This is a genomic window from Hymenobacter saemangeumensis, from assembly GCF_039541835.1.
GTDB classification, from domain to species: domain Bacteria; phylum Bacteroidota; class Bacteroidia; order Cytophagales; family Hymenobacteraceae; genus Hymenobacter; species Hymenobacter saemangeumensis.
In genome coordinates this window covers 40,319-65,592 of the sequence record NZ_BAABGZ010000068.1, presented here as the reverse complement: position 1 = coordinate 65,592, position 25,274 = coordinate 40,319, and the positions used below count along the sequence as shown (strand labels likewise).

Below are 25,274 nucleotides of genomic sequence, written 5' to 3'. Positions count from 1 at the left end.
GGGTCAATTATTAATTTAAAATGGTAGAATGATTCGCACCGTCATTTTCGACATGGACGGCGTGCTCGTCGACACCGAGCCGCTGCACCACGATGCCTTTTTTCGTCACTTCGCCGAGCTGGGCATCAACATGACGGCCGAAGAGTATGCTACTTTTTTGGGCTCCTCCACGCGCAACGTGTACCAGCAGCTCAAGCAGGAGTTCGACCTCAGGGAAGACGTGGAAGTGCTGGTGGGCCGCAAGCGCGAGCACTTCGGCAAAGCCTTCGACGAGTCGACGGAGCTGGAGCTGCTGCCCGGCGCCCGGGAGCTGGTGGAAGACCTGCACCGTGCCGGCGTGCCGCTGCAGCTGGCTTCCTCGGCTTCCAAGGAAACCATTGCCCGCGTGTTCAGGCGGTTTGCGCTGTATCCCTTTTTTCAAAACCTGGTCAGCGGCGAAGACTTTCCCAAGTCCAAGCCCGACCCGGCTATTTTCCTGCATGCGGCCGAATTAGCCGGCGTGGAGCCCGCGCAGTGCCTGGTCATTGAGGACTCGGCCAATGGCGTGGCCGCGGCCAAGGCGGCCGGCATGTACTGCATCGGCTACCGCAGCGAGCATTCGGAAGGGCAGGACTTGCACCGGGCCGACCGCGTGGTTACTCATCTCGGCCAGCTCGATGCAGCTGCCATCCAGGGTATTGCCGGTTGAGTGACTGGTGCCGGAGTGGTGCCACGAACCGAAGGTCAGCGTAGCTAATTCCGCGCAGCGGTTCGTGGCACCACTAATAGCTAGAATGATGACCAGGTAGAATGTTCAGGTAGTAGTGGTACCACGAAGCCCTTCGGGCAATTCGTGGCACCACCCCTGTTCGGCTACTTACAGCCTTCCTTGCACCGCGTGTCGATGATGTGGGCAATTTTCCAGCCCTCGGCCAGCTTTATCAGCTGAAAGGAGTTGTAGCCGCAGTGGCTGAATTTCGGGCCCACATAAAACTGGTAGGGCGTCCAGACGCTGGCCAGGCTGGCATCGATGAGCACCTGTTCGAAGCTGATACGCTCTTCCCATATTTCGGGGTGGGGCGTGCCCACGGCCTTGAGAAACTCCCGGTGGCTTTCGATGGCCAGCGCGGCCTGCCCGCTGGCTTTATCCTTCTTAATGACGTGAAACACGACACCGGGGGCCAGCGTGCGCCGCACCTTGGCACTGTCGCCCTGCCGCATGCCGTCAAAAAAGGAGGTGATAACCTCACGCACGGCCGCGTTTTCGGAATTGGAGCTTTGGGCCTGGGCCGGGGCAGTGCCCAGGCAGGCCAGCAGGAATAGGAGGGAAGCACGTAGCATTGGAAGGGGAAGCCAATAAATCAGGCATAAAGGTGGCAAGGCGCCGCTTAGGTTGCGCGGCCAGGCCAGAGCAGCCAGCGGCCGTAGCTTTGCTTTGATGAAAAGCACTGAAAACAGCTGGGAAGCCCGGCTGCAGACCGAAGGCTTTGCCCTGGTACCGGAGCTGTATCCTGCTGGCCAGATTGCGGCCCTTATTGCCTGCGTGGAAAGCGCCCCAGCCACTGGCCCGAACTTCCGGCGCAGCCAGGAAGTCTTTGCCATTCGCAACCTGCTCGGTGAGGTAGCAGACCTGTGGCCCCTGCTGAATACCCCGGCGCTGGCAGCCCTGCTGCAAGCCTTGTTTCCGGCCGGGGGCCACCTGGTAAAGGCCATTTATTTTGATAAGCCCGCCCAGTCGAACTGGCTGGTGGCCTGGCACCAGGATTTGATGATAAACGTGAGCCAGCGGGCCGAGCTGCCCGGGTTCGGGCCCTGGACCAGCAAGCAGGGCGAAACCGCCGTGCTGCCCCCGGCGGAGGTGCTGGAAAACGTGGTTACCATCCGGATTCACGTTGATGACTGCGACGCCAGCAACGGCGCGCTGAAAGTGGTGCCGGCCTCGCACCGGCACGGCGTGCTGCCGCCGGCAGCAGCGGCGGCCCTGACCACGGAGGGCCAGGTGTGCGCGGTGCCGGCCGGCGGCGCTATGCTGATGAAGCCCCTGCTGCTGCACGCCTCCAACCGCAGCACCAGCCCCCGCAGCCGCCGCGTCATTCACCTGGAGTTTGCCTCCGTCGAACTGCCCGCGCCGCTGCAATGGCGCGAGCGGCTAAACCTGGGATAGCAAGGACTAGAGCCTGCTGGAAGGCGGAAAAGGAGCCGTCTACAAAATCCGAAAAATCCGCGTAAATCCGTGGTTCAGACAAATCTTTCTGCCCCGGTGGGTGTTACCTTTCCGAACCCAAGCTGCCTTATCATGAACGGTAAAGACCTTTTCAACTTCGGCCCCGTGTTCGGCTATTTCTTCCGCAAGCACGACCCCAGCCGCAAGACCAACTTCAACCTTAAAACGATGCACTTCATCAACAAGCTGAGCATGGCCATGTTCCTGGTCTGCCTGCTGGTGATGCTGTTCCGCTACGTGCTGTAATACCTGGCTCGGTGAACATCGAGGATTTCCGCGACTACTGCCTGGGCAAGCCCGGCGTAACCGAGCACACGCCCTTTGACCCCGTGACGCTGGTGTTTAAGGTGGGCGGCAAAATGTTTGCCCTCACCGACATCGACACCTTCGCCAGCGTCAACCTGAAGTGTGAGCCGGCCCGGGCCGTCGAGCTGCGTGAACAGTTCGACTTCGTGCTGCCCGGCTACCACATGAACAAGCAGCACTGGAACACGGTCCTTATCGGCACCGGCGTTTCTGATGCCCAGCTGCGCAGCTGGACCGATGACTCCTATAACCTGATTGTGGCCTCGCTGCCCAAAGCTGTGCGGGCGGAGTACCAGCTGTAGTGCGCTCGCATTGCCCTGAGTATGCAAGACATAGCTGCCAGTCTTCTTAAGAAAATGTCAGTACAATGCCCCGGCCTGTAACGCCGGGGCGTTTGTTTGTAGCTGAGTAGTTAGTGGGAAGGCGACCGGCCAACTCATGCAACGTTCTGCCGCATTACCTTCCGCGAGGGCCGGGCTTGAGGCGTCGCTGCAGGTCGGCAATAGCCAGCTGCACGGTTTTATGGACGGTAGTCCGGTAGGCAACAAAAGCGGGAGTGGGCTTGCCCGCCTTGTACGAAGCAGGATTTTGCAGCACCTGCTCCAGGGGAGTGGATGCGGCAGGAGCCGGGGAAGCTGCTTCGGTTCCGGGCGCCGGCGCGGGGCCCGGTGCGGCCTTGCTTTCAAAATCCGACAGCTTGTACTGGTAGCTTCCGTCGGCCACTACCACGCCCAATTCATAGCGGATAAGGCGGCCGGAGCCAACCGGACGTTCCCACACGCCGGTAACCGTCTTCTTTTTCTCGTTAATAACCGGAGGCATCAGCGAGGTCTTGGCAAAGACCCGGGCCCGCTCAAATACCACGTCGGCCGTCTCATTCGGCACGGGCACCACGCCGCGGTAAGTTACCCGGCCCGAAGCCGAGTCGACCGGCAGGGGAGAAGCCTGCCCGGCTGCCTGTAGGGCCCCGCCGAGGAGGCAGAAAAGCAAAAGGTTCTTCATGCTGCCAAACTACGAAAGCGCAGCGTTGTGGCACGGGTGCCAGCCTGGATTTTCAAAACTGACCAGACATAGCAAGCGGCCGAGGCCGGCGGCGGGCATGCCCGCCGGGTTCGCCCAAGTAGGCAGTACCCCTGGCTGGGCTGGCTGCTTAAATGGGCGCTGAAAAATTTTCTTGGTTTTACCTGTAATGTTTTCCACTTGGGTGAGTATTAACTGCACACCCAAAGTGGAACAGGGTTTAACCAAAATTAACAATTCACCAGGCAACCCGAAGCAACCCTTCCTCATCAATGGGCCGAGTTTGCGAGTGTGACAAAAACGGTAAAAATTATTGTTCTGTAAATCACCGCAAAAATTGGCCTATGGTAGAAATCGAATAAAATTTTCTTAAAGGTACCTTGCTTTACAAAGTACCTGTTTCTACCTTTGACCCGTCGACTTCACCTAGCGTGGCTTTTCTCTCCTTCTTCTGCAACTAGTACCACCCTCTTCTCTTTCTCTCCTCCTCTTTTCTGCAAAACCCATGAAAACCTCCCTCTCCACCCGTTTCCTGTCCGAGGACGAACTTGTAGCCGAATGCCGCCTGGGTAACCCCCGGGCGCAACGGGTGCTCTACGACCGGCTGTCGGGCAAGATGCTGGCCGTGTGCAAGCGCTACCTGCGCAGCACCGAAGACGCCGAAGAAGTGCTGATGCTCGGCTTCGTGAAAGTGTTCCGCGGCCTGGAGCAGTACCGTCACGAAGGCAGCCTCACCGGCTGGGTGCGCCGCATCATGACGAACACCGCCCTGAGCTACCTGCGCAGCCAGCGCCCCCAGCACGTCGACATCGAGGAAAGCACCGCCTGCCTCACGCCGGTTGCGGCCATGGCCGAAACCGACCTGGCCGCTGCCGACATCATGCGCATGGTGGAAAAGCTGCCCAACGGCTACCGCAAAATCTTCAGCATGTACGCGGTAGAAGGCTACTCGCATGTGGAAATCAGCAACCTGCTGGGCATTTCCGAGGGCACGTCGAAGTCGCAGTTTTCCAAAGCCCGCGCTTATTTGCAGCGCCAGCTGGCCTGCTGCGAGGTAGGGCTGGGGCAGAACTAGCCCCACCCCCGGCCCCACCCCCGACCCCTCCCCGGTAGGGAGGGGAGCCTGATGATGAAAAGAAAAGGGGCCTGCTGCGAAAGCAACAGGCCCCTTTTCTTTTTTATTATTTTGACTCTTAGCGCCTGAACAAGCGGAATAGGCTCCCCTCCCCATCGGGGAGGGGCCGGGGGTGGGGTTACACCACCACGTTCACCATCCGACCCGGCACTACAATCACCTTCTTCGCTGCCTTGCCTTCGCCGAAGCGGGCCAGGAAGTCGGAAGCCAGCACGGCGGCCTCAATATCAGCTGCGGTGGCGGTGGCGGCGAACTGGAACTGCTCGCGCACCTTGCCGTTGATGGCCACGGGGTAGTTCACGCTGTCTTCCACCAGGTATTCCTCGCGAAACTCGGGGTAAGAAGCCGAGCTGATGCTGCCGGGCTGGTTACCCAGCTCCGCCCACAGCTCTTCGGCCAGGTGGGGCGCGTAGGGCGACACCAGCACCACCAGGGGCTCCAGAATGGCGCGCTTGTGGCAGCTGAGGGCCGTCAGCTCGTTCACGGCAATCATGAAGGTGCTGACCGAGGTGTTGAAGCTGAACTTCTCAATGTCTTCCTGCACCTTGCGGATGGCCTTGTGCAGGGCTTTGAGCTCGGCCGGGGTGGCCGGCTCGTCGGTTACGGCCAGCGCGCCATCTTCGGGGTGGAACAGGCGCCAGAACTTCTTGAGGAAGGAGCCTACGCCCGTGATGCCGTTGGTATTCCAGGGCTTGAACTGCTCCAGCGGGCCCAGGAACATCTCGTAGAGGCGCAGGGCGTCGGCGCCGTAGCGGCTGATGAGGGTATCGGGGCTTACAACGTTGTACTTGGACTTCGACATCTTCTCGATTTCCACGCCGCACACATAGGTGCCGTTGTCTTCAAGGATGAACTCAGCTGTTGCGTACTCGTCGCGCCACTTTTTGAAGGCTTCAATATCCAATACGTCATTGTCTACGAAGTTGACGTCGGCGTGCAGGGCCGTGGTTTCGTACTGGTCCTTCTTGCCCAGCGTCACAAACTTATTGGTGCCGTTGATGCGGTACACGAAGTTGGAGCGACCCAGAATCATACCCTGGTTAATCAGCTTCTGGAAGGGCTCATTGCCGTTTACCAGGCCCAAATCTTTCAGAAACAGGTACCAGAAGCGGGCGTAGAGCAGGTGGCCGGTGGCGTGCTCGGCGCCGCCCATGTACAGGTCTACGTTGCCCCAGTACTGCTCGGCTTCCTCGCCTACGAAGCGGGCCTCGTTGGTGGGGTCCATGTAGCGCAGGTAATACCAGCTGGAGCCGGCCCAGCCGGGCATGGTGCTCAGCTCGTAGTCGTACTGACCTTTATATTTCCAGTCCTTGGCGCGGCCCAGGGGCGGCTCGCCGGTTTCGGTGGGCTTGTACTCGTCGATTTCGGGCAGCACCAGGGGCAGGTCGGCCTCGGCCACGCCGTAGGCCGTGCCGTCCTTGTAGTAAATGGGAATGGGCTCGCCCCAGTAGCGCTGCCGGCCGAAGATGGCGTCGCGCAGGCGGTAGTTGACCTTGCCGCGGCCCAGGCCGCGCTCTTCGAGGAAGGCAATGAGCTTTTCGGTGGCGTCGGCGTAGCCCAGGCCGTTGATGAGGTCGGAGTTGATGTAGCGGCCTTCCTTGGTGGGGTCGGCCTGCTGGTCGAGGCCCTGCTGGGCGTCGGAAATCTGCAGGATGGGCAGGTTGAAGTGGGTAGCGAATACCCAGTCGCGCTGGTCGCCGCTGGGCACGGCCATCACGGCGCCGGTGCCGTAGCCGGCCAGCACGTAGTCGGCAATCCAGATGGGCACGGGCTGGCCGCTCACCGGGTTCTGGGCATAAGCGCCGGTGAAGGCGCCCGACACGGTTTTGGTGTCGGCCATGCGGTCGCGCTCGGAGCGGCGCTTGGTGGCGGCGATGTACTCGGTTATGGCTTCTTGCTGCTCGGGCGTGGTGAGCTGGGCCACCAGCTCGTGCTCGGGGGCCAGCACCAGGAAAGTAGCGCCGTAGATGGTGTCGACGCGGGTAGTGTAGACCTTGATAACCGGGCCGGCTGCCGTCGTTTCTTCCCCGGAAATGGCAGCCGAGTCGTCCGAAAGCACCGGGAAAGTGACTTCGGCCCCGATGCTCTTGCCAATCCAGTTGCGCTGCATCTCCTTGATGGGCTCGGGCCAGTCGATGGTGTCGAGGCCCTGCAGCAGGCGGTCGGCGTAGGCGGTGATGCGCAGGTTCCACTGCGGCATGAGGCGGCGCTCGACGGGGAAGCCGCCGCGCTCGGAGAGGCCGTCCTTCACCTCGTCGTTTGAGAGCACCGTGCCCAGGCCGGCGCACCAGTTCACGTAGGTGTCCTGCTGGTAGGCGAGGCGGTAGGGGTGCACGGCGGCCAGCTTCTGCTTTTCATTCATCATGCCCCACTGCCCGGCCGTGAACTCGTGCCGCTCCTCGGGGTCGCCGGCGGCGTTGATGCCCTGGCTGCCGTTGTCGGCAAACTTGTCCATCAGGGTTTTGATGGGCTCAGCGCGGTTGGTGTCGAGGTTGTACCAGGAGTTGAACAGCTTAAGGAAAATCCACTGCGTCCACTTGTAGTAGCTGGGGTCGGAGGTGCGCACCTCCCGGCTCCAGTCGTAGCTGAAGCCCAGGGCCGAGAGCTGCTCGATGTAGCGGGCAATATTCTCGCGGGTAGTTTTCTCGGGGTGCTGCCCGGTTTGAATGGCGTACTGCTCGGCGGGCAGGCCGAAGGAGTCGAAGCCCATGGGGTGCAGCACGTTGAAGCCCTGCAGGCGCTTGTAGCGCGTCACGATGTCGGAGGCGATGTAGCCCAGCGGGTGCCCTACGTGCAGGCCCGCCCCGGAAGGGTAGGGAAACATGTCGAGCACGTAGTACTTGGGCTTGGCGGAAGCGTTGTCGGCCTTAAAGGTCTGCTGCTCTTTCCAGTGGGCCTGCCACTTCTTTTCAATTTCTTCGGGACGGTATGCGGGCATCTTGCGCGGAGTTTATTCAAGGGCAAAGGTAGGCCGTAAGCGAAAGTTGGCACTATGCCTTTAGCTTTGCTGCACTGTGCGGTAGTCTCCCGCCGCCACGGCACTTTTTTCAGTTTCGGCTGAAAAAGGCGAAGCCCGTGGCTGGCACCACGGGCTTCGAAAGTGGGTGATTTGTTTCCCCTCATTCTTAGACCAATGAGAAACAAACCAAACAGTGGCGATGATTACGTGGTAATCACCGTCAGGCTCCCAGTCCGGCTGCTTTCGCAGCTTGGACGGTGGCTGGTGCTGGCTAGCAGCATTTACGTGCTGCTCCGTCACTAACCGTAGCCGGCAGGGAGGGTGTAAGCCCTTCCTGCTTGGGAGTTTAACTCCTGTGACTCAACAGAAGTTGCGCAAAGATGCAAACATTTCGGGAATGTAGTAGGGGAGGCGGGATTTGCCGCGCTTGCCTTTTTTCGCCTGAAATAGCTCGCTTGGTCTGATGGGGCTTGGTCAAAGTAGCGCGAACTTTGTAGTTCGCGTGCCTGCTCCTGCCGGAACTGTTCGGCTGGGCTTTAGGTGCGTAGTATCAAGTTGGCGCCCCCACGCTACTTATTATGGCCCGTATTCCCAAAGAGTTAGTTGACCAGATTATCCAGACTGCCGACATCGTAGAAGTCGTCGGCGACTTTGTGCAGCTCAAGCGCAAGGGGCAGAACATGTGGGCGCCCTGCCCGTTTCACCACGAAAAGTCGCCTTCTTTCTCCGTAAACCCGGCCAAGTCGCTCTACAAGTGCTTCGGCTGCGGCAAGGCCGGCGGCGTGGTGCAGTTCATCATGGACGTGGAAGGCACTTCCTACGTGGAAGCCCTGAAGTACCTGGCCAAGAAGTACGGCATTGAGATTCAGGAAGAGGAAAAAACACCCCAGCAGCAGCTGCAGCAGAACGAGCGGGACTCGCAGTTCATCCTTTCCGACTGGGCCAAAAGCCACTACCACCGCCTGCTGCTCAACTCCGAGGAAGGCATGAGCATCGGCTACGGCTACCTCAAGGAGCGGGGCCTGAACCTAAGCACCATCCAGACCTTCGAGCTCGGCTATTCCCTCGATAGCTGGGACGACCTGATGAAAGCCGCCGAAGGAGCCGGCTTCGAGAAGAAGTACCTGGAGAAAACCGGCCTCATCGTGACCAAAACCGACGAGCAGGGCCGCGATACCGGCCGGCGCTACGACCGGTTCCGGGGCCGGGTGATGTTTCCGATTCACAACATCAGCGGCCGCGTGGTGGGCTTCGGGGCCCGCACCCTGAAGCGCGACGACAAGATGGCCAAGTACCTGAACTCGCCGGAGTCGGACATCTACCACAAGTCGGATGTGCTCTACGGGCTGTTCCAGGCCCGGCAGGCCATCCGCACCGAGGAGGTTTGCTACCTTGTGGAAGGCTACCTCGACGTGCTGAGCCTGTACCAGGGCGGCATCAAGAACGTGGTGGCTTCGTCGGGCACCTCGCTCACCGAAGGCCAGATTCGGCTGATAAAGCGCTACTCCGACAACGTGACGGTGCTCTATGACGGCGACGCGGCCGGCATCAAGGCCAGCCTGCGCGGCACCGACCTGCTGCTCGAAGGCGGCCTGAACGTGCGCGTGGTGCTGTTTCCCGACGGCGACGACCCCGACTCCTACATCCGCAAGGTGGGCGACCAGCGCTTTGCCGACTACATCGAGAAAAACTCCCAGGACTTCATCTCCTTTAAAACCACGCTGGTGGCCCGGGAGGCCAGCAACGACCCGGTGAAAAAGGCCGAGGCCATCCGCGACGTGCTCAACAGCATTGCCCGGGTGCCCGACGCCATCAAGCGGCAGGTGTTTCTGCAGCAGACCTCCACCACGTTCAACATCGACGAGCAGGTCATCATCACCGAGTACAACAAGCTGGTGAAAAACGCCAGCGCCAAGGCGCCCGTGCAGCAGACTCCCGCCGGCGGGCAGCGCCCGGGCCAGGCCCCCGCGCCGGCCCCGCGCCCGCTGTCGGATGAGGAAGAAGCCGAGATGCTGATGTACGGCGGGGCCGAGGCCGCCGACCTGCTGGGCCAGGTGCAGCCTGGCGCCCGGGCGGGGGAGGCCCAGGGCGCGGACAGCGCTGACACCGAAGTGGTGGATTTGCTGCAGGTATGCGAGCGCGAGGTGCTGCGCCTGCTGGTGCTGTACGCCGGCCGCGAGGTCGATACCGAAGTTAGCGTGGCAGCTTACCTGTTCAGCCAGTTTGAGGAAGCCCCGCTGCGCACCCCGCTCTACGCCGAAGTGTGGGCCATGTGCCGACAGGAGCTGCTGGCCGGCCGCTTCCCCGAGGCCCGGCAGCTGGCTCAGCACGAGCGGGCCGAAATCCGCAGCCTGATTACCGACCTGGCCACCGAGCGCTACGAGCTCAGCCCCAACTGGCGCACCAAGGAAATCTACGTGTTCAACGAAGTGGACCTGCCCAAGCTGGCCTGCGACAACGCCATTCTGCGGCTTAACAAATGCCACGTGCAGCGCGAGCTCAACGCCTGCCTCGACCGCCTGCGCGAGCCGGTGGAAGACGCCGAGATGTTTGAGATTCTGGGCGACATCAAGCGCCTCAAGGAGCTGGATAATGAGCTGGCCAACCTGCTGGGTACCGTGGTGCCCCGCAGCGCCTAGCCCCTGGGCTTTGAGTCGATAGGTGTTATTTAGAACGTCCTGCTCATCTGGCGTCCGCGCAGGCTAAGCATCTTGCCCGCAGCAGTAGCTCATCCGATTGGATTACTTCCCCAAGCAAGATGCTGCGCTCAGCATGACGTGCTTGCACTTAGATACCCATGAAAAAACGCTTCAACCTGACCCGCCTCTACATTGCCGTGCTGCTCACCATGAGCAGCATCGTGCTGGGCGTGCTTGGTTTTATGGGCTCCGCCGATTATGGCTTTGTGGATGCCCTGTACATGACGGCCATCACCATTTCCACGGTGGGCTACGGCACGGTAGGGGAGCTGGGGACCAGTGGCAAGCTCTTCGTAGCTTTCTATGTGTTGCTGAACCTGGGCGTAGCGGGCTACGTGGTGTCGGTACTGACGCAGTATATATTCGACGGCGAATTACGCCGCATGTTCAAAATGTATCGGACCAATCAGGAGATAAGCAAGTTTACCGGGCACGTTATTGTGTGCGGCTTTGGGCGCAATGGCAGCAAAGCCTTCCACGAGCTGCGGCAGGGCGGCACCGAATGCGTTGTGGTGGAGCAGGACGAAAACCTGCTGCGAATCGAGGTGCAGAATTCCGGAGGGGGGCGCGTGGCCGCCATCTTCGGCGATGCCACCGACGAAGCGGTGCTGCGGCAGGCCGGCGTGCTGCGGGCCCGGGCCCTTATCACGGCACTGCCCAAGGATGCCGACAACGTTTTTGTAGCCCTTACGGCCCGGGAAATGAACCCCAAGCTGAAAATTATTGCCCGGGCCAGCTCGCGCTCCAGCGTCAGCAAGCTGCACAGCGCCGGCGCCGACTCGGTGGTGATGCCCGATGAGATTGGAGGGTCGCACATGGCCAACTTGGTTATTCGCCCCGAAGTCATTCGTTTTCTCGACATGATTTCCGGCCTTGACCCCGAAAAGCTACGGCTGGAAGAAATGCCGGTAGTGGAAATGCGCCCGGCGCTACAAGGCCAAAGCATTCGCGAGCTCGACATCCGCTCCCGCGTGGGTGCTACCGTTATTGCCCTGCGCCTCCACCACGGCGAGCTAGTCGTAAGCCCCGCCGCCGACGTGCGCCCCGCCCCGGGCGACGTGCTGCTGCTGCTCGGCACCGAAGCCCAGATTGCCAGGCTGGTGGAGTATTACAAGCGGTAAGAAGGTGATGGGGTGAGGGAGAGGAAGTACTAAGAACGTCATGCTGAGCTTGTCGAAGCATCTCTACCACGAGAGTAAACCCAATCAAAAGGGAATTACTGCTGCGGGCAAGATGCTTCGGCTTCGCTCAGCATGACGTTCCTAGTACCTCCTCACTTCCGCACCTCCTCACTCCATCACCTCTTCACTTTATCACTCCTAAAAAGGCGCCCCGGCTGCTACCTTTGTGGCCTGCATGCACATTCTGCAACTCTGCTTCCGCGTTCCCTACCCGCCGCACGATGGCGGGGCCATTGCCATGTACGACGTGGCTGCCGGCCTGGCCCGCGCCGGGCACCGGGTTACGGTGCTGGCAGTAAACACGCCTAAGCATAACCAGCCGAGCACAGTTCTGGACCATCTGGGCCCGAATGTGCGACTGGTAACGGTGGATGTAAACACCAACCTTTCCCCGACCAAAGCGCTGAAAAATCTACTCTTCAGCCGCATGCCGTATAATGTGGAGCGCTTCATCAGCCCGGCCCTGGAGGCCCGGCTGCTGGAAATTTTGCGTTCCGAGAAAATCGACATCATCCAGGTAGAGGGCACTTTCGTGGCTTGGTACGGCGCAGCAGTCGGCCGCCTGGCCAGCACCCAGACTGGCGTGCCGCCGCTGGTGCTGCGGGCGCACAACGTAGAGCACACCATCTGGCAGATGCTGGCCAGCCGCGAGCAAAACCTCCTGAAAAAGCGCTACCTGCGCAATATGGCCGCCCGCCTGGAAAAGTTCGAGCGCCGCTACCTGCCGCAATTTGATGCCGTGGCAGCCATTACCGAAGACGATGCCGCGCGCCTGCGCGCCCTGGGCTGCCCCGAGCCGGTGGTGTTCGTGCCGGCTGGCGTCGACCTGACCCGCTTTCAGCCCGACCCGGCCATACAGCCCAAGCCGCGCACGCTGTGCATGATTGGCTCGCTGAACTGGCTGCCCAACCTGGAGGCCCTGGAGTGGCTGCTGCGCGAAGTATGGCCCACCGTACACGCCGAAATGCCCGATGTGGAGCTGCACATTGCCGGCAGCGGCACTCCGGAAGAGTTGCTCCGGCCCCGCACCGACAAGGTATTCGTGCATGGCTTCGTGGAGTCGGCTCCGGCGTTCATGCAGCAATACGAGCTGATGCTGGTGCCCTTGCTCAGCGGTGGCGGCATGCGCATCAAAATCATTGAGGGCATGGCCCTGGGCAAGGCTATTATCAGCACCCGCATCGGCGCCGAGGGCATTGCCGTGCGCGATGGGCACGATATGCTGCTGCGCGACAGCCGCGAAGGCTGGCTGGAGGCTCTGCGCGCCTGGTACCGCGGCGATATTCCAGTTGGCCCAATAGGAGAGGCCGCCGCCCGTACTGCCCGTGAGCTGTACGACAACCAGCGGGTGGTGCGGCGTTTTGAGGAGCTATACCAGCGGCTGCGGCCGGCCACCGACTGATGGTGCTGGCCTTGTCCCTGATTTTCTGGCTGAGCCTGCTGCTGGTGGCACACACCTACGTGCTGTTTCCGCTTCTGCTGGACCAGCTGGCGCAGGGGCGACGGCAAAACGCTGACATATATGCTCCGGGCGCCGCTGATTTGCCGGCCGTCGACATCCTGCTGGCCGCTCACAACGAAGAGTCGGTGATTGAAGAGAAAGTGCGCTCCACCTTCCAGACCAGCTATCCGCTCGACCGTGTGCGGCTGTTGGTGGGCTCCGATAACTCCTCGGACCAAACCAACAGCCTGCTGGAAAAGCTGAGCCGCCAGTACCCGCAGCTGCACTTTCAGGCCTACCACCAGCGCACCGGCAAGCCCACGGTAATCGAGAACCTGGCCCGGCACGCCACAGCGCCGGTGCTGGTGCTCACGGATGCCAACGTCTTTTTTGCGTCCGACACGCTTTACCACCTGGTAAAGCATTTCCACAATCCCGCCATCGGGCTGGTGGGCGGCAACATCCTCAACCCCGAACACCGGGCAGAGGGCATCTCCGGCCAGGAAAAGGCCTATCTGGAGCGCGAAAACCAGATAAAGTTTCAGGAAGGCGTGGTATGGGGCGCCATGATGGGGGCCTTTGGCGGCTGTTTCGCGGTACGCCGCAGCTGCTATCACCCGGCCCCGGCAGCCTTTCTGGTCGACGACTTCTACATCACGCTGGCCGTGCTGCGCGACGGCTTGCAGGCCATCAACGAGCTGGAGGCGGTGTGCTACGAAGATGTATCGGACCGGCTGAAAGAGGAGTTTCGGCGCAAAGCCCGCATATCGGCTGGCAACTTCCAGAACTTAAGGGAATTTCGCTCCTTGCTAAGCCCCCGATATGGCGGCGTGGCGTTTGCGCTCTGGTCGCACAAGGTGCTGCGCTGGTATACGCCGCTGCTGCTGCTGCTGCTGCTGGCCGTCACCCTGGGGCTGGTAGCCCTGCAGGCAGGCTGGCTGTACCAGCTGGCCCTGGCCGGGCAGCTGGCGTTGCCGCTGCTGCTGCTGGCCGACGTGCTGCTCAAGCGCATGGGCCGGCACTCGCGCCTGCTGCGCTTTGTTACCCATTTTTACAGCATGAACGCCGCGCTGCTGCTGGGCTACTGGCGCTACCTGCGCGGCATCAAAACCACCGTCTGGCAGCCTACCCAGCGTTTTCAACAAGCCAAGTGAGTTTGCTGTTAGCTGATAGCCATTAGCTTTTGTTTTACTTCCCGTACTCTCCGGTTTTACCTTACAAAAAGCTAATAGCTAACAGCTATCAGCTAAAAGCTTAAAAAAATGCTTGACTCCATCGAATCCGCCATCGAAGACATTCGCGCCGGCAAGGTTGTCATCGTCGTCGACGACGAAGACCGCGAAAACGAAGGCGACTTTATCTGCGCTGCCCGCTGCGCCACGCCCGAAGTCATCAACTTCATGGCCACGCACGGGCGCGGGCTGGTGTGCACGGCCCTCACCGAGGAGCGCTGCGAAGAGCTGGGCCTCAACCTGATGGTGGGCCACAACACTGCCCTGCACTCTACGGCCTTCACCGTATCGGTCGACCTGCTGAAGAATGGCGTGACCACCGGTATCTCGGCCTCCGACCGCAGCAAGACCATTCAGGCCCTTATCGACCCCAGCACCCGGCCCGATGAGCTGGGCAAGCCGGGCCACATTTTCCCGCTCAAGGCCCGCAAGGAAGGCGTGCTGCGCCGCGCCGGCCACACCGAAGCCACCGTGGATCTGGCCCGCCTCGCCGGCTTCGAGCCGGCCGGCGTGCTGGTGGAGATTTTGAAGGAAGACGGCGAAATGGCCCGCCTGCCCGACCTGCAGCTCATCGCCAAAAAGTGGAACCTGAAGCTGATTTCGGTGCAGGACCTCATCAAGTACCGCCTGGAGAAGGAGAGCCTGATTCACCGCGACATCTCGGTGAAGATGCCCACGCAGTGGGGCGACTTCGACCTCTACGCCTACTCCCAGCGCTCGAACGGCGCCCAGCACCTGGCCCTGGTGAAGGGCGACATCGGCAACGGCGAGCCCGTGCTGGCCCGCGTGCACAGCTCCTGCGTGACGGGCGACATCTTCGGCTCCTGCCGCTGCGACTGCGGCCCGCAGCTGCACCGCGCCATGGAGCAGATTGAGCGCGAAGGCCGCGGCGTCATCATCTACATGAACCAGGAAGGCCGCGGCATCGGCCTGCTCAACAAGCTTAAGGCCTATAAGCTGCAGGAGCAGGGCCGCGACACCGTGCAGGCCAACCTGGAGCTGGGCTTCCAGAGCGACGAGCGCGACTATGGCGTAGGTGCCTCCATGCTGCGCGACCTGGGCGTGACCAAGATGCGCCTGCTTACCAACAACCCCCGCAAGCGCACCGGCCTCATCGGCTACGGCCTGGAGATAGTGGAAACCGTGGCCATTGAAATTGCCGCCAACGAGCACAATGAAAGCTACCTCACCACCAAGCGCGACAAGCTGGGCCACGACATCATGCGCCCGGCCATTGTAGAGGAAGACAAGGCCGAGGCGGCCCGGGTGATTTAACTAGCCCTGGCGCTATCGCAAAAAAGGCCCGCTGCATTATGCAGCGGGCCTTTTTGCTGATAGCTAGGCTGTATGCCTCACGGCTGCCAGGTGTCGTTGCGCGTCATACTCGTACCGCTGGGGGTGAAGCTGCGGTTGGCGCCGCCTTCCCACAGCACGTTGCCGGCGCCGTCCTTGCGGATGTACTTGTACTGCACGGAGGTGCCACTGGTCAGGTTGATGGTTTTGGTCCAGGCTGGCCAGGGGTTGGTGCTCATCTTAATGGCATTGGCCGTGTTCCAGGCGCCCAGCTGGGCCGTGCTGCCAATGACGTACAAGTCCTGGCCCGTCACGGTGTTGCTGTAGTTGATGTTGAAAGTCACGTTGGTACCCGTGCCGGTAGGAGGAGGGGTCGTGCTGCCGCCGGTAGGCACCCACACCGCGTAGCTGCGGGCACCCACAGGGAACACGGCATAGCCGCTGGAGTTGGTGGTGATGGTGCCGGCATTGTTACCGGTGGCATCGGTCAGGCTGACGCTCTTGAAGGGCGTGGTAATGCCTTTGGAGGCCGATGAGCCGCCGTCGTTAAGCAGCACCAGCAGGCCGGCGTGGGTGGCGTCGCCGGCCCGCGAGTAGGCATACACGTTGGCGTCGTTTACGCTGGTGTACTCCGTGGCGGGGCCAAAGGCGTTGGCCTGGCGAATCTGGATAAGCTTTTTAATCTGCGGGCCCAGGCCGTAGTTGAAGTAGTCCTTGTAGAACACGCAGGGGTAGCCTTTCTGCCGGGTCAGAATGTAGGCATAAGCCAGCATCTTCAGGTTGGTAACCGGTGAGTACAGCGCGCCGGGGTGGTCGGTGTCGTGGTTGTCGACGAAAGACACCGAGAGGGCGCCATTGGCTTCGGTGAAGCCGGCAAACTGCAGGCCGCGCATGTCCCAGGCCCCGTTGCCGTTGCTCATATCCTGAAAGGTGTAGTGCAGGGGCACGTCGAACAGGCTGGTGCGGCCCCCCGTGGCGGCGGCGTAGTTGTTGAGGTCGGTGAGGTTGCGGAACCAGGCTTCACTTACGGCGAAGCGGCCGGATGAGCCTTTCACTGCGTCCAGCCACTCATTCACGTAGCTGGTCTGAATGTGCTTGGTGGCGTCGAGGCGGTAGCCGTCGAGGCTGAGCTTGGCCGTAATCCAGTTGCCCCAGTTCTTGGTTTCGGTGCGCTGGTTTACGTCGGCGTAGCGTATCTCCGAGCCCAGCAGGTTGTCGTAGGCGTCGTTGTTGGCGTAGGGCTGGAAGTCCCAGGCATTCCACTGGTACCAGCCGTTGTTGGGGGCCTGCTGGGTGCCGTTGAAGTTGTACCAGTGCCACTTGTACGAGCTGTAGGTGTTGCCGCGGCCGGGATAGGTGAAGCTGCTGTACACGTTGTAATTGGTGCCGCCCACGTTAAACTGCTCCTGGGCATCGGCGAAGGTGAGGTGGTTCATCACCATGTCTTCGTACACTTGAATCCCTTTGCCGTGCAGGGCCGATATGGCCGAAGTGAGCTGGCTTACCGTGCCGTAGCGCGTGGGCACGGTGCCTTTCTGGTTGAATTCGCCCAGGTCGTACCGGTCGTACACGCCGTAGCCGACATCGTTGACGTTGCCGCCTTTATAGGCCGGGGGGAGCCATACGGCCGTAATGCCCGCGTCTTTCAGCTCCTGCGATTTGCTTCCCAGCACCTGCCACCAGCTTTGGCCGTTGCTGTTGATGGGTACATCCCAGTAGAAGGCCTGCATCATTACCCCGTTGGGAATAACGGCGTTGGCGGCAGCCGGGGCCAGGGGCTGCGGGGCTGTCGGCAGCGCGGTGTCTTTGGCACAGGCTCCCAACAGGAGCGAGGCGGCTAACAGAACACGACTGGAGTCGCGTAGGTTTATTTTCATAAAAAGGCGGGAATGGTTATTGGATTTGCAAATTGACCACCTTTTTATTGAAATAGTTATGTGCAATGTTCGGGAATTTACAATATTGGTAAAATTGCACAGGTTTTTAAGCCTTTTATTGCACTTATCATAATAATTCTACTTGCCTATTTGTTAATGCACTAGAAAAGCTGCACATATTTATTTGCAAACGATTGAAAATCAAAACAATCGATTGCGGGAACGATTGTTTCTTCTTCACTAAGCATTTGTTTTACCTATCGGTATAGACCATTCAGCAGAGCCTCAGATTATTGCAGTAGTTGGCTCTTGTTATATGCTGCAGCAACCTTCTGTGGAGTTGGCCGACGCACTCTGCTTAGCTGACCTTACTAGCGGCAAAGTTGGGCCGGTAGGTTTGGCAACGGGAGGAATCCCCTGGCCGGGGTAGATGCGCTACCGCTCGACCAGGGTATTCTTACCAAGGCTACGATGTAAGACTTGTGCACCGGCCTAAGCTGCAGCTGCGGCAAGCCCTTGGGCGGCTCGTCAAAATGAGATTACGCTTGCTACCGGTGAGTACGGTGTTGTATTACTGGGCGCCCCCGATGCTGCGGGGCTCGACGAGCTTGACCCATACCAGGCAGCGTTCTGTTTAATAAATCTATAGGGCCGCATAAGTCAGTCCGGCAGCCCTGCTAAACAATCCCATAGTTTTTCAGCATTCTATGACTTTTTTGTTCTGGCCAGGCAACTCCTTCCAGCTGTTTTGCATCTGGTCGCTATCTGCTCAGGCCGGCTGTCTGAACAACAGCCGGCTGAAGCATAATGCCAATGCTTCCTTCCCGCAGGCCGAGCTTTTTCGCTCCCAGAAAAAGCCCGGAATAAGTTGCCGCACCCTCTTTGTTTTCACATTAGCCGCCTCTTGCGGCTTGGTTTTCCGCACCTGGGCTTCCGGTGTTTAAGCTTGGCTTCTGCTGCACGGAGGCTGCCTGGAAGATTAGGCCCCTGGGGTGGTATCATCTCCACCATATTCTGCATGAAAGCACTTCTTACGCTTTGCATAGCTGCCGCTCCCACTCTCATCAGCCAGGCCCAGACAAGCAGGGCCGTGTCAGGACGCCTGCTCGACGAAAAGCAGCAGCCCTTGCCTTTCGCCACCGTGCTGCTGCGCCCCGTGCAGGACAGCACCCAAACCACCGCCGAACAGTCGGGCGCCGATGGCAGCTATAGCTTCCGGAAGGTGGCTTCCGGGAGCTACCGCGTTACGGTGATTGCGCTGGGCTACCGCACGCAGCGCTCGGCGCCGTTTGCCGTGGGCGGCACCGCCGTAGTGCTGCCCACCATGAAGCTCGCGCCGGCGGCGCAGCAGCTGAGCGACGTGCAGGTAGTGGGCCGCAAGCCGCTGCTGGAAATGCGCAACGGCAAGATGATAGTAAACGTGGAGGGCAGCGTAACGGCCGGCGCGACGGCGCTGGAAGTCCTGCAGCAGGTGCCGGGCCTGCTCGTGATGAACGACCGTATCAGCATTGCCGGGCGCGAGGGCGTGGTTATTCTCATCGACGGGCGCACCACCCGCTACACCGACGTGACCAGCCTGCTCAAGGATTTCCCCAGCAACAGCATCGAGCGCATTGAGGTGATGAACCAGCCCGACGCCAGCTACGACGCGGCCGGCAACGTGGGGGTTATCAACATCATCCTGAAGAAAAACGTGGACCTGGGCACCAATGGCACCGTGGCCGCCAGCGTAGGCTACGGGCGCTTTGCCAAGGCCGCGGCCAACATCGACCTGAACCACCGGGCCGGTAAGCTCAACGTATTCGGCAACCTGGGCCTGGCCCGCCGCAAAACCTACGAGCAGCTCAACACCGAGCGCGATGCCAGCGAGCCCGGCTCCCGCTACCTGCAGCGCAGCTACCAGCCGCGCACGTCCACGCCCGGCAGCCTGCGCCTGGGCGCCGACTACAGCCTCAGCAAGCGGCAAACCCTGGGCGTGCTCGTCACCGGCTACTCCAACCGCATCAGCACCGAGGCGGAAAATGGCGTGACGGCGCCCAACAACATCGAGGTAGCCACCCTGAACAGCACCCGCCGCCGCACCGACACCTACGCGGCCAACCTGAACTACCGCCTGCAGCTCGACTCGCTGGGGCGGGAGCTGACGGCCGATGTCGACTACTCGTACTACGAGCTGGGCAGCCTCGGGAAAGTGCGGAACGATTTCAATACGGGGACCGACGAAAACCTGCGCAACGACCAGAAGGTGGGCATCGGGCTGCGCTCGGCCCAGCTTGACTACCGCTGGCCGCTGCGCCCCACCCTGAAGCTGCGCTTCGGGGCTAAAACCAGCCAGGCCGATATCCGCAGCAACCTCGACTTCGTGGGCGGCAGCAACGACCGGATTGAGAGCTTTCAGTTCGTCGAAGGCATTCAGGCCGGCTATGTGCAGGCCGAGGGCGAGCACCTGGGTTTTAGCTGGCAGGCTGGCCTGCGGGGGGAATGGACCAACAACCGCGGCCACAGCACCAAAAACAACAGCAACGACTTGCGCTTCACCCGGGAGTACGCCCAGCTCTTCCCGAGCTTCAACGTCGACCGGGTGCTGCACAAGGCAGTGGGCCTGAACGCCGCCTACAGCCGGCGCATCGACCGCCCCAGCTACCAGGACCTGAACCCCAACATCATCTACCTGGACCCTTACACCCAGCAGCGCGGCAACGAGAACCTCACGCCGCAGTTTACCAACAACTACAAGCTGGCGCTGACTTACAACAAGCAGCCTTTCGTGGTTCTCAGCCACAGCCGTACCAGCGACGTCATCAGCATGGTGACCAAAACCGACGGCCCGCTGATTTACTCCATCTCGGAAAACCTCGATTTTCAGAACAGCTACAGCGTAGCCGTCAACGCGCCGCTAAGCTTCCTGAAGCAGCTCACCGGCTACGTTGGCGTGAACGTGGCCCGCAACGAGTATGTCTACCTCGACGGTGGCGTCAGCACCCGCGCAGCTCGTACGGCCGCTACCTTCTACGGGCAGGCCAACGTGCAGCTGCCCTACAAGCTCAAGCTTGAAGCCTCGGGCTTCTACCAAACAGCGGGCCTCAGCGGCATTGTGCGCTTCCAGGCCTTGGGCAGCCTCAACCTGGGCGCCCAGAAAAGCCTGCTCAACGACCGCGCCACCCTGCGCCTGACCGTCAACGATGTGCTCTTCACCAACAAGCAGCGGGGCAGCGTCGGGTTCCAGGGAGCCGACGTACAGTTTCTGAGCTACTACGAGTCGCAGCAGGTGCGGCTGAGCTTTAGCTACAAGCTGGGCAACCAGCAGCTCAAAGCCGCCCGCAAGCGCGCTACCAGCCTCGAAGAGGAGCGCGGCCGGGTAAAGACCGAAAAGGAGTAAGCCCCGGGACGCTGCTGGCTTCTGTCCGGCCGCAGGCGCGCAATCCCTGCCGCAGCGCCATCCCGCATTTCTGCGTGATGGTATTGTGGATAATCCTTGCGTCGGCCATTGCATCCGGTCTCAGCACGTCCATCAAGAAACTTTCATTCCGGTATAACTAGTGCCACACGCCGGACTGTTCATCCAGTGCGAAGTGTTCCTCCAAGGTTTAGCGTCGCTGGTAGATGGAGTCGGCGGGGTGCATGGTATGCGTGTAGTTAATACAGCTCTAATTCGGGAATGTCTTCCGCATTTAACGTTCCATAATCGGATATCGTGACGGAAGAAAACTTGTCGAAACAAATTTTCTTCCGGCCTTTAAAGCGGCTTTCCGGGTCACGAATGATAACCACGTTATTGAATTCCGCCATCCCGTGGCCGAATATGTACACTCTTCGGTGAATACCAATTCCAGCCTTGTTTCTGATGTCAAGGTAGATTCTCTCGCCTCCGCGGTTTATGTCATCACGGGACTGCAACACTATTCCTTCAATGGGGCCATAGCATTCATCACGTTTACAACCAGAGGTAGCCAGCAAGAAAAAGCTCAGCACCATTCTTAGTGCTTTGCAGTAAGAATGGTGCTGAGCAAAATCAGACATAGCAGGGCAGTCTACACCACCGAGAAGTCAAACGACTCCAGAAACTTGGTAGTGAAATTCCCCGCCTTGAAGTCCTCGTTGTCCATCAGGGCCAGGTGGAAGGGGATGGTGGTCTTGATGCCTTCCACCACAAACTCGCTCAGGGCACGCTTCATTTTTACGATGGCCTCCTCGCGGGTCTGGGCCACGGTGATGAGCTTGGCAATCATGGAGTCGTAGTTCGGCGGGATGGTGTAGCCAGCGTACACGTGGGTGTCGACGCGCACGCCGTGGCCGCCGGGAATGTGCAGCGTGGTGATTTTGCCGGGGGTGGGGCGGAAGCCGTGGCGCGGGTCCTCGGCGTTGATGCGGCACTCCATGGCGTGCAGCTTGGGGTAGTAGTTCTTGCCCGAAATGGGGATGCCGGCCGCTACCTTAATCTGCTCCTTGATGAGGTCGTAGCTTACCACTTCCTCCGTTACGGGGTGCTCCACCTGAATGCGGGTGTTCATCTCCATGAAGTAGAAGTCGCGGTTTTTGTCCACCAGAAACTCGATGGTGCCGGCGCCTTCGTAGCCAATGCTGGAAGCGCCTTTGATGGCTGCCGCGCCCATTTTCTCGCGCAGCTCGTCGGTCATGAACGGCGAGGGCGACTCTTCCACCAGCTTCTGGTGGCGGCGCTGAATGGAGCAGTCGCGCTCCGACAGGTGGCACACCCGCCCGAACTGGTCGCCTACCACCTGAATCTCGATGTGGCGGGGCTCTTCCACGAACTTTTCCAGGTACATGCCATCGTTGCCGAAGGCCGCCTTCGACTCGGTACGGGCGTCGTCCCAGGCTTTCTGGAACTCCTCTTCGGAGTTGATAACGCGCATGCCGCGCCCGCCGCCGCCGGCCGTAGCCTTCAGCATCACCGGGTACTTGATTTTGGCGGCAATCTTCTTGCCCTGCTCCACCGAGTCCAGCAAACCATCGGAGCCCGGTACGCAGGGTACGCCGGCCTTTTTCATGGTATCCTTGGCCGTGGCCTTGTCGCCCATCTTGTTAATCATCTCGGGCGTGGCCCCGATGAACTTGATGCCGTTTTCGGCGCAGATGCGCGAGAACTCCGCGTTTTCCGACAGGAAGCCGTAGCCGGGGTGAATGGCGTCGGCGTTGGTGATTTCGCAGGCCGCAATCAGGTTGGGCATGCTCAGGTAGGACTTACTTGATACGGCCGGCCCGATGCACACGGCCTCATCGGCAAACTTCACGTGCAGGCTCTCTTTGTCGGCAGTCGAGTACACGGCCACCGTCTTGATGCCCATTTCCTTGCAGGTGCGGATGATGCGCAGGGCAATTTCGCCCCGATTGGCGATGAGTATTTTTTTGAACATTGCTGGGGTCTTGGGGACTTAGGGTCTTAGGGACTTGGTTTTTGAACTGGATGAGCTACGTGCCAAAAAGGACTTGGGAACCCGGGAAATAGGTTTGCGCCGGCTGGCGTGAAACCAAGTTCCCAAGTTCCCAAGTCCCCAAGACCCTACTATTCAATCAAAAACAGCGGCTGGTCGTACTCCACGGGGCTGGCGTTTTCTACCAGCACCTTCACGATGCGGCCGCTTTGCTCGGCTTCAATCTCGTTGAAGAGCTTCATGGCTTCGATGATGCAAATCACCTGGCCTTTCTCCACCATGTCGCCTACCTGCACGAAAGCCGGGGAGTCGGGGCCGCTGCTGCGGTAGAAAGTGCCAATCATGGGCGCTTTCAGGGGCGTGTAGTTGCCACCGGCGGCTTCGGCTGCGGGGGCGGCCGGAGCTGCCGCGGGGGCCGCAGCGGGGGCTGGCGCCGGAGCAGCGGCAGGCGCCGGGGCGTGGTGTACCGGGGCGGGCGCATGGCTGCCCATGCTCATCACCTGCTTGGTGCTGGGGTCGCGCTGTACCGAGATTTTGAACTCTTCGGTTTCGATGTTGACCTTGTTGAGGCCCGACTTGGCGATGAAGTCGAGCAGTTCCTGGAGTTCTTTGGCTTTCATGGCAGCGTCCTTTTTTTGCGAGTTTGGCATATTGTTTAGCTGCTAGCTTTTAGCTGCTAGCTGTTAGCTTTAATGGTGAACATCAGCTAACAGCTTAGGGCCACATCCAGGCACCCGCCATTAGCCAACAGCTTAAAAAGCTATTTCACGCGCTCAACGTAGCTGTAGTCGCTGGTTTTGATGCGGATTTTGGTGTCCGTGTCAATAAAGAGCGGCACCTGGATACGAGCGCCGGTTTCTACCGTAGCGGGCTTCAGCGTGTTGGTGGCGGTGTCGCCGCGCAGGCCGGGCTCGGTGTAGGTCACTACCAGGTCCACGGTGGTGGGCAGCTCGGCGGTGAGGGGCTGCTCGGTTTCGGCGTGGAAGAGGATGGTCACGTCCTGGCCTTCCTTCATCAGGTCGGCAAACGGTACCATCTCCTCGGGCAGCACCACTTGCTCGAAGTCGTCCTTGTTCATGAAGGTGTAGCCGTAGTCGTCCTTGTAGAGGAACTGGTGGGGGCGCTGCTCCACGCGGGCCGTTTCCACCTTCACCCCGGCGTTGAAGGTGTTGTCGATGGTGCGGCCGGTTTTGATGTTGCGCATCTTGGTGCGCACAAAGGCGGGGCCTTTGCCCGGCTTCACGTGCTGAAAGTCGGTGATGACGTGCAGCTCGTTGTTGTAGTTGAGTACGAGGCCGTTGCGGAAGTCGGCAGTAGTTGCCATAAAGTGAGTTAAAAGTTAAAAGTGAAGAGTTAACACCAGATGGCTAGCTCCTGACTTCTAAAATGAGGGTGGGACAAATAAGGGTTGGGGGCGGGGTAAAAGCAAGTTGAGTTAAAATGCGGGCTTAAAGTTAAGCCCGCATTTTAACTCATAACTTTTAACTTCTAACTTTTAACTGAATTCCCGTCATAGGCCCACTTCAGCAGGATGGAGCCCCAGGTGAAGCCGCCGCCGAAGGCCGCAATGACGATGTTGTCGCCCTTATGGAGCTGGCTTTCGTAATCGGACAAGCACAGCGGGATGGTGCCATTGGTGGTGTTGCCGTAGCGCTGAATGTTGAGCATCACCTTTTCGGGGCCCACGCCCATACGGTTGGCGGTGGCATCAATGATGCGCTTGTTGGCCTGGTGGGGCACCAGCCAGGCCACGTCCTCGTTGATGAGGCCGTTGCGCTCCATAATTTGTGCGGCCACGTCGGCCATGCTCTTCACCGCAAACTTGAATACGGTAGCGCCTTCCTGGTACACGTAGTGCTCGCGGTTGGCCACGGTTTCGGCTGAGGGGGGGCGGCGGCTGCCGCCGGCTTTCTGATGCAGGAATGCTTCGCCCATGCCGTCGGAGTGCAGCTCAAAGTCGAGCATGCCCAGGCCTTCGGTGTTGGGCTCGAGCAGTACGGCCCCGGCGCCGTCGCCAAAGATGATGCAGGTAGAGCGGTCGGTGTAGTCGACAATGCTCGACATCTTGTCGGCGCCTACTATCACCACCTTTTTGTACATGCCCGTCTGAATAAACTGGGCGCCGGTGGCCATGGCGAACATAAAGCCCGAGCAGGCCGCCTGCAGGTCGTAGCTGAAGGCGTTGCTGGCCCCTACGGCCGCCGAGATGATGTTGGCCGTGGCCGGAAACACCAGGTCGGGGGTAGTGGTGGCGCAGATAATCAAGTCGATTTCTTCAGCCCGCAGGCCGGTTTTGGCCATCAGCTCTTCCACGGCCTTGATGCCCATGACGGAGCTGCCCTGGTTGTCGCCTTTCAGAATGCGGCGCTCTTCGATACCGGTCCGGCTCAGAATCCACTCGTTGGTGGTATCCACCATGGTTTCCAGTTCCTGGTTGGTGAGGCGGTATTCGGGCACATAAGCGCCCACTCCGGTAATTGCAGCGGTAATCTTCATGCGGGCAAAAATAGGGTTTGGCAACGTGAGAACGACGAG

General features: G+C 60.2%; 21 protein-coding genes. 12 read left to right on the top strand and 9 right to left on the bottom strand.

The genetic code is table 11. The features are described from left to right. Nucleotides 1-28 precede the first annotated feature (28 nt). Nucleotides 29-688 carry an HAD family hydrolase gene (locus ABD919_RS16445; RefSeq protein ID WP_345237131.1) on the top strand — a complete coding sequence of 220 codons (660 nt, stop codon included), beginning with the start codon at nt 29-31 and terminating at the stop codon, nt 686-688. A 164-nt stretch (nt 689-852) separates the two neighbouring features. On the opposite strand, the gene ABD919_RS16440 is transcribed toward ABD919_RS16445, so the two are convergent. Further along, nucleotides 853-1,320 (bottom strand): Cif family virulence factor, encoded by a 468-nt coding sequence (locus ABD919_RS16440; RefSeq protein ID WP_345237130.1) that lies wholly within the window; start codon nt 1,318-1,320, stop codon nt 853-855. Between the two features lie 97 nt (nt 1,321-1,417). Between ABD919_RS16440 and ABD919_RS16435 the strand changes: the two genes are divergently transcribed. From ABD919_RS16435 to ABD919_RS16425, 3 genes are all read left to right on the top strand, one after another. Beyond that, the gene (locus ABD919_RS16435; protein ID WP_345237129.1) at nt 1,418-2,143 is read left to right on the top strand and encodes a phytanoyl-CoA dioxygenase family protein; all 726 of its coding nucleotides are present in this window, start codon (nt 1,418-1,420) and stop codon (nt 2,141-2,143) included. A gap of 132 nt (nt 2,144-2,275) precedes the next feature. Next, entirely contained in the window at nt 2,276-2,449 is a 174-nt protein-coding gene (locus tag ABD919_RS16430) for a DUF6728 family protein (RefSeq protein WP_345237128.1), read from the top strand. An 11-nt stretch (nt 2,450-2,460) separates the two neighbouring features. Then, nucleotides 2,461-2,811 carry an MmcQ/YjbR family DNA-binding protein gene (locus ABD919_RS16425; protein WP_345237127.1) on the top strand — a complete coding sequence of 117 codons (351 nt, stop codon included), beginning with the start codon at nt 2,461-2,463 and terminating at the stop codon, nt 2,809-2,811. A gap of 154 nt (nt 2,812-2,965) precedes the next feature. Here the strand turns inward: ABD919_RS16425 and ABD919_RS16420 are convergent, their stop codons facing one another. Further along, complete coding sequence (locus ABD919_RS16420; protein ID WP_345237126.1) at nt 2,966-3,511, bottom strand: DUF4468 domain-containing protein; 546 nt, start codon at nt 3,509-3,511, stop codon at nt 2,966-2,968. Nucleotides 3,512-4,034: 523 nt separating this feature from the next. Between ABD919_RS16420 and ABD919_RS16415 the strand changes: the two genes are divergently transcribed. Further along, on the top strand, nt 4,035-4,604 hold the full coding sequence (locus ABD919_RS16415; protein WP_345237125.1) for an RNA polymerase sigma factor: 570 nt from the start codon (nt 4,035-4,037) through the stop codon (nt 4,602-4,604). A 178-nt stretch (nt 4,605-4,782) separates the two neighbouring features. Here the strand turns inward: ABD919_RS16415 and leuS are convergent, their stop codons facing one another. Next, nucleotides 4,783-7,602: a leucine--tRNA ligase gene (gene leuS / locus ABD919_RS16410; RefSeq protein ID WP_345237124.1), complete on the bottom strand. Its 2,820-nt coding sequence runs from the start codon at nt 7,600-7,602 to the stop codon at nt 4,783-4,785. Nucleotides 7,603-8,201: 599 nt separating this feature from the next. Here leuS and dnaG point away from each other — a divergent pair. The 5 genes from dnaG to ABD919_RS16385 all read left to right on the top strand — a co-directional run bounded on the left by dnaG (nt 8,202) and on the right by ABD919_RS16385 (nt 15,451). After that, nucleotides 8,202-10,262 (top strand): DNA primase, encoded by a 2,061-nt coding sequence (dnaG, locus tag ABD919_RS16405; protein WP_345237123.1) that lies wholly within the window; start codon nt 8,202-8,204, stop codon nt 10,260-10,262. A gap of 158 nt (nt 10,263-10,420) precedes the next feature. Continuing rightward, entirely contained in the window at nt 10,421-11,443 is a 1,023-nt protein-coding gene (locus ABD919_RS16400; protein WP_345237122.1) for a potassium channel family protein, read from the top strand. A 235-nt stretch (nt 11,444-11,678) separates the two neighbouring features. Next, nucleotides 11,679-12,905 carry a glycosyltransferase family 4 protein gene (locus ABD919_RS16395; RefSeq protein WP_345237121.1) on the top strand — a complete coding sequence of 409 codons (1,227 nt, stop codon included), beginning with the start codon at nt 11,679-11,681 and terminating at the stop codon, nt 12,903-12,905. Continuing rightward, a complete protein-coding gene (locus tag ABD919_RS16390) occupies nt 12,905-14,098 on the top strand; it encodes a glycosyltransferase (RefSeq protein WP_345237120.1) in 1,194 nt (397 codons plus the stop codon). The genes ABD919_RS16395 and ABD919_RS16390 overlap by 1 nt, the downstream gene beginning before the upstream one ends. 108 nt (nt 14,099-14,206) lie before the next feature. Next, on the top strand, nt 14,207-15,451 hold the full coding sequence (locus tag ABD919_RS16385; RefSeq protein WP_345237119.1) for a bifunctional 3,4-dihydroxy-2-butanone-4-phosphate synthase/GTP cyclohydrolase II: 1,245 nt from the start codon (nt 14,207-14,209) through the stop codon (nt 15,449-15,451). A 77-nt stretch (nt 15,452-15,528) separates the two neighbouring features. On the opposite strand, the gene ABD919_RS16380 is transcribed toward ABD919_RS16385, so the two are convergent. Further along, the gene (locus tag ABD919_RS16380; protein ID WP_345237118.1) at nt 15,529-17,346 is read right to left on the bottom strand and encodes an alpha-amylase; all 1,818 of its coding nucleotides are present in this window, start codon (nt 17,344-17,346) and stop codon (nt 15,529-15,531) included. A gap of 707 nt (nt 17,347-18,053) precedes the next feature. Here ABD919_RS16380 and ABD919_RS16375 point away from each other — a divergent pair. Both ABD919_RS16375 and ABD919_RS16370 read left to right on the top strand, forming a co-directional pair. Then, the gene (locus tag ABD919_RS16375) at nt 18,054-18,290 is read left to right on the top strand and encodes a hypothetical protein (protein ID WP_345237117.1); all 237 of its coding nucleotides are present in this window, start codon (nt 18,054-18,056) and stop codon (nt 18,288-18,290) included. Nucleotides 18,291-18,364: 74 nt separating this feature from the next. Continuing rightward, nucleotides 18,365-20,725, top strand: a complete 2,361-nt coding sequence (locus tag ABD919_RS16370; protein ID WP_345237116.1) for an outer membrane beta-barrel protein — start codon at nt 18,365-18,367, stop codon at nt 20,723-20,725. A gap of 257 nt (nt 20,726-20,982) precedes the next feature. Here ABD919_RS16370 and ABD919_RS16365 read toward each other — a convergent pair whose 3' ends face one another. From ABD919_RS16365 to ABD919_RS16345, 5 genes are all read right to left on the bottom strand, one after another. Then, a complete protein-coding gene (locus tag ABD919_RS16365) occupies nt 20,983-21,366 on the bottom strand; it encodes a hypothetical protein (RefSeq protein WP_345237115.1) in 384 nt (127 codons plus the stop codon). An 11-nt stretch (nt 21,367-21,377) separates the two neighbouring features. Continuing rightward, nucleotides 21,378-22,721, bottom strand: coding sequence for an acetyl-CoA carboxylase biotin carboxylase subunit (gene accC, locus ABD919_RS16360; protein ID WP_345237114.1), 1,344 nt, complete (start codon nt 22,719-22,721; stop codon nt 21,378-21,380). Between the two features lie 149 nt (nt 22,722-22,870). Then, nucleotides 22,871-23,359: an acetyl-CoA carboxylase biotin carboxyl carrier protein gene (accB, locus tag ABD919_RS16355; protein ID WP_345237113.1), complete on the bottom strand. Its 489-nt coding sequence runs from the start codon at nt 23,357-23,359 to the stop codon at nt 22,871-22,873. Between the two features lie 140 nt (nt 23,360-23,499). Further along, nucleotides 23,500-24,063 (bottom strand): elongation factor P, encoded by a 564-nt coding sequence (efp, locus tag ABD919_RS16350; protein ID WP_345237112.1) that lies wholly within the window; start codon nt 24,061-24,063, stop codon nt 23,500-23,502. A 164-nt stretch (nt 24,064-24,227) separates the two neighbouring features. Next, nucleotides 24,228-25,235, bottom strand: coding sequence for a beta-ketoacyl-ACP synthase III (locus tag ABD919_RS16345; RefSeq protein WP_345237111.1), 1,008 nt, complete (start codon nt 25,233-25,235; stop codon nt 24,228-24,230). Nucleotides 25,236-25,274 lie beyond the last annotated feature (39 nt).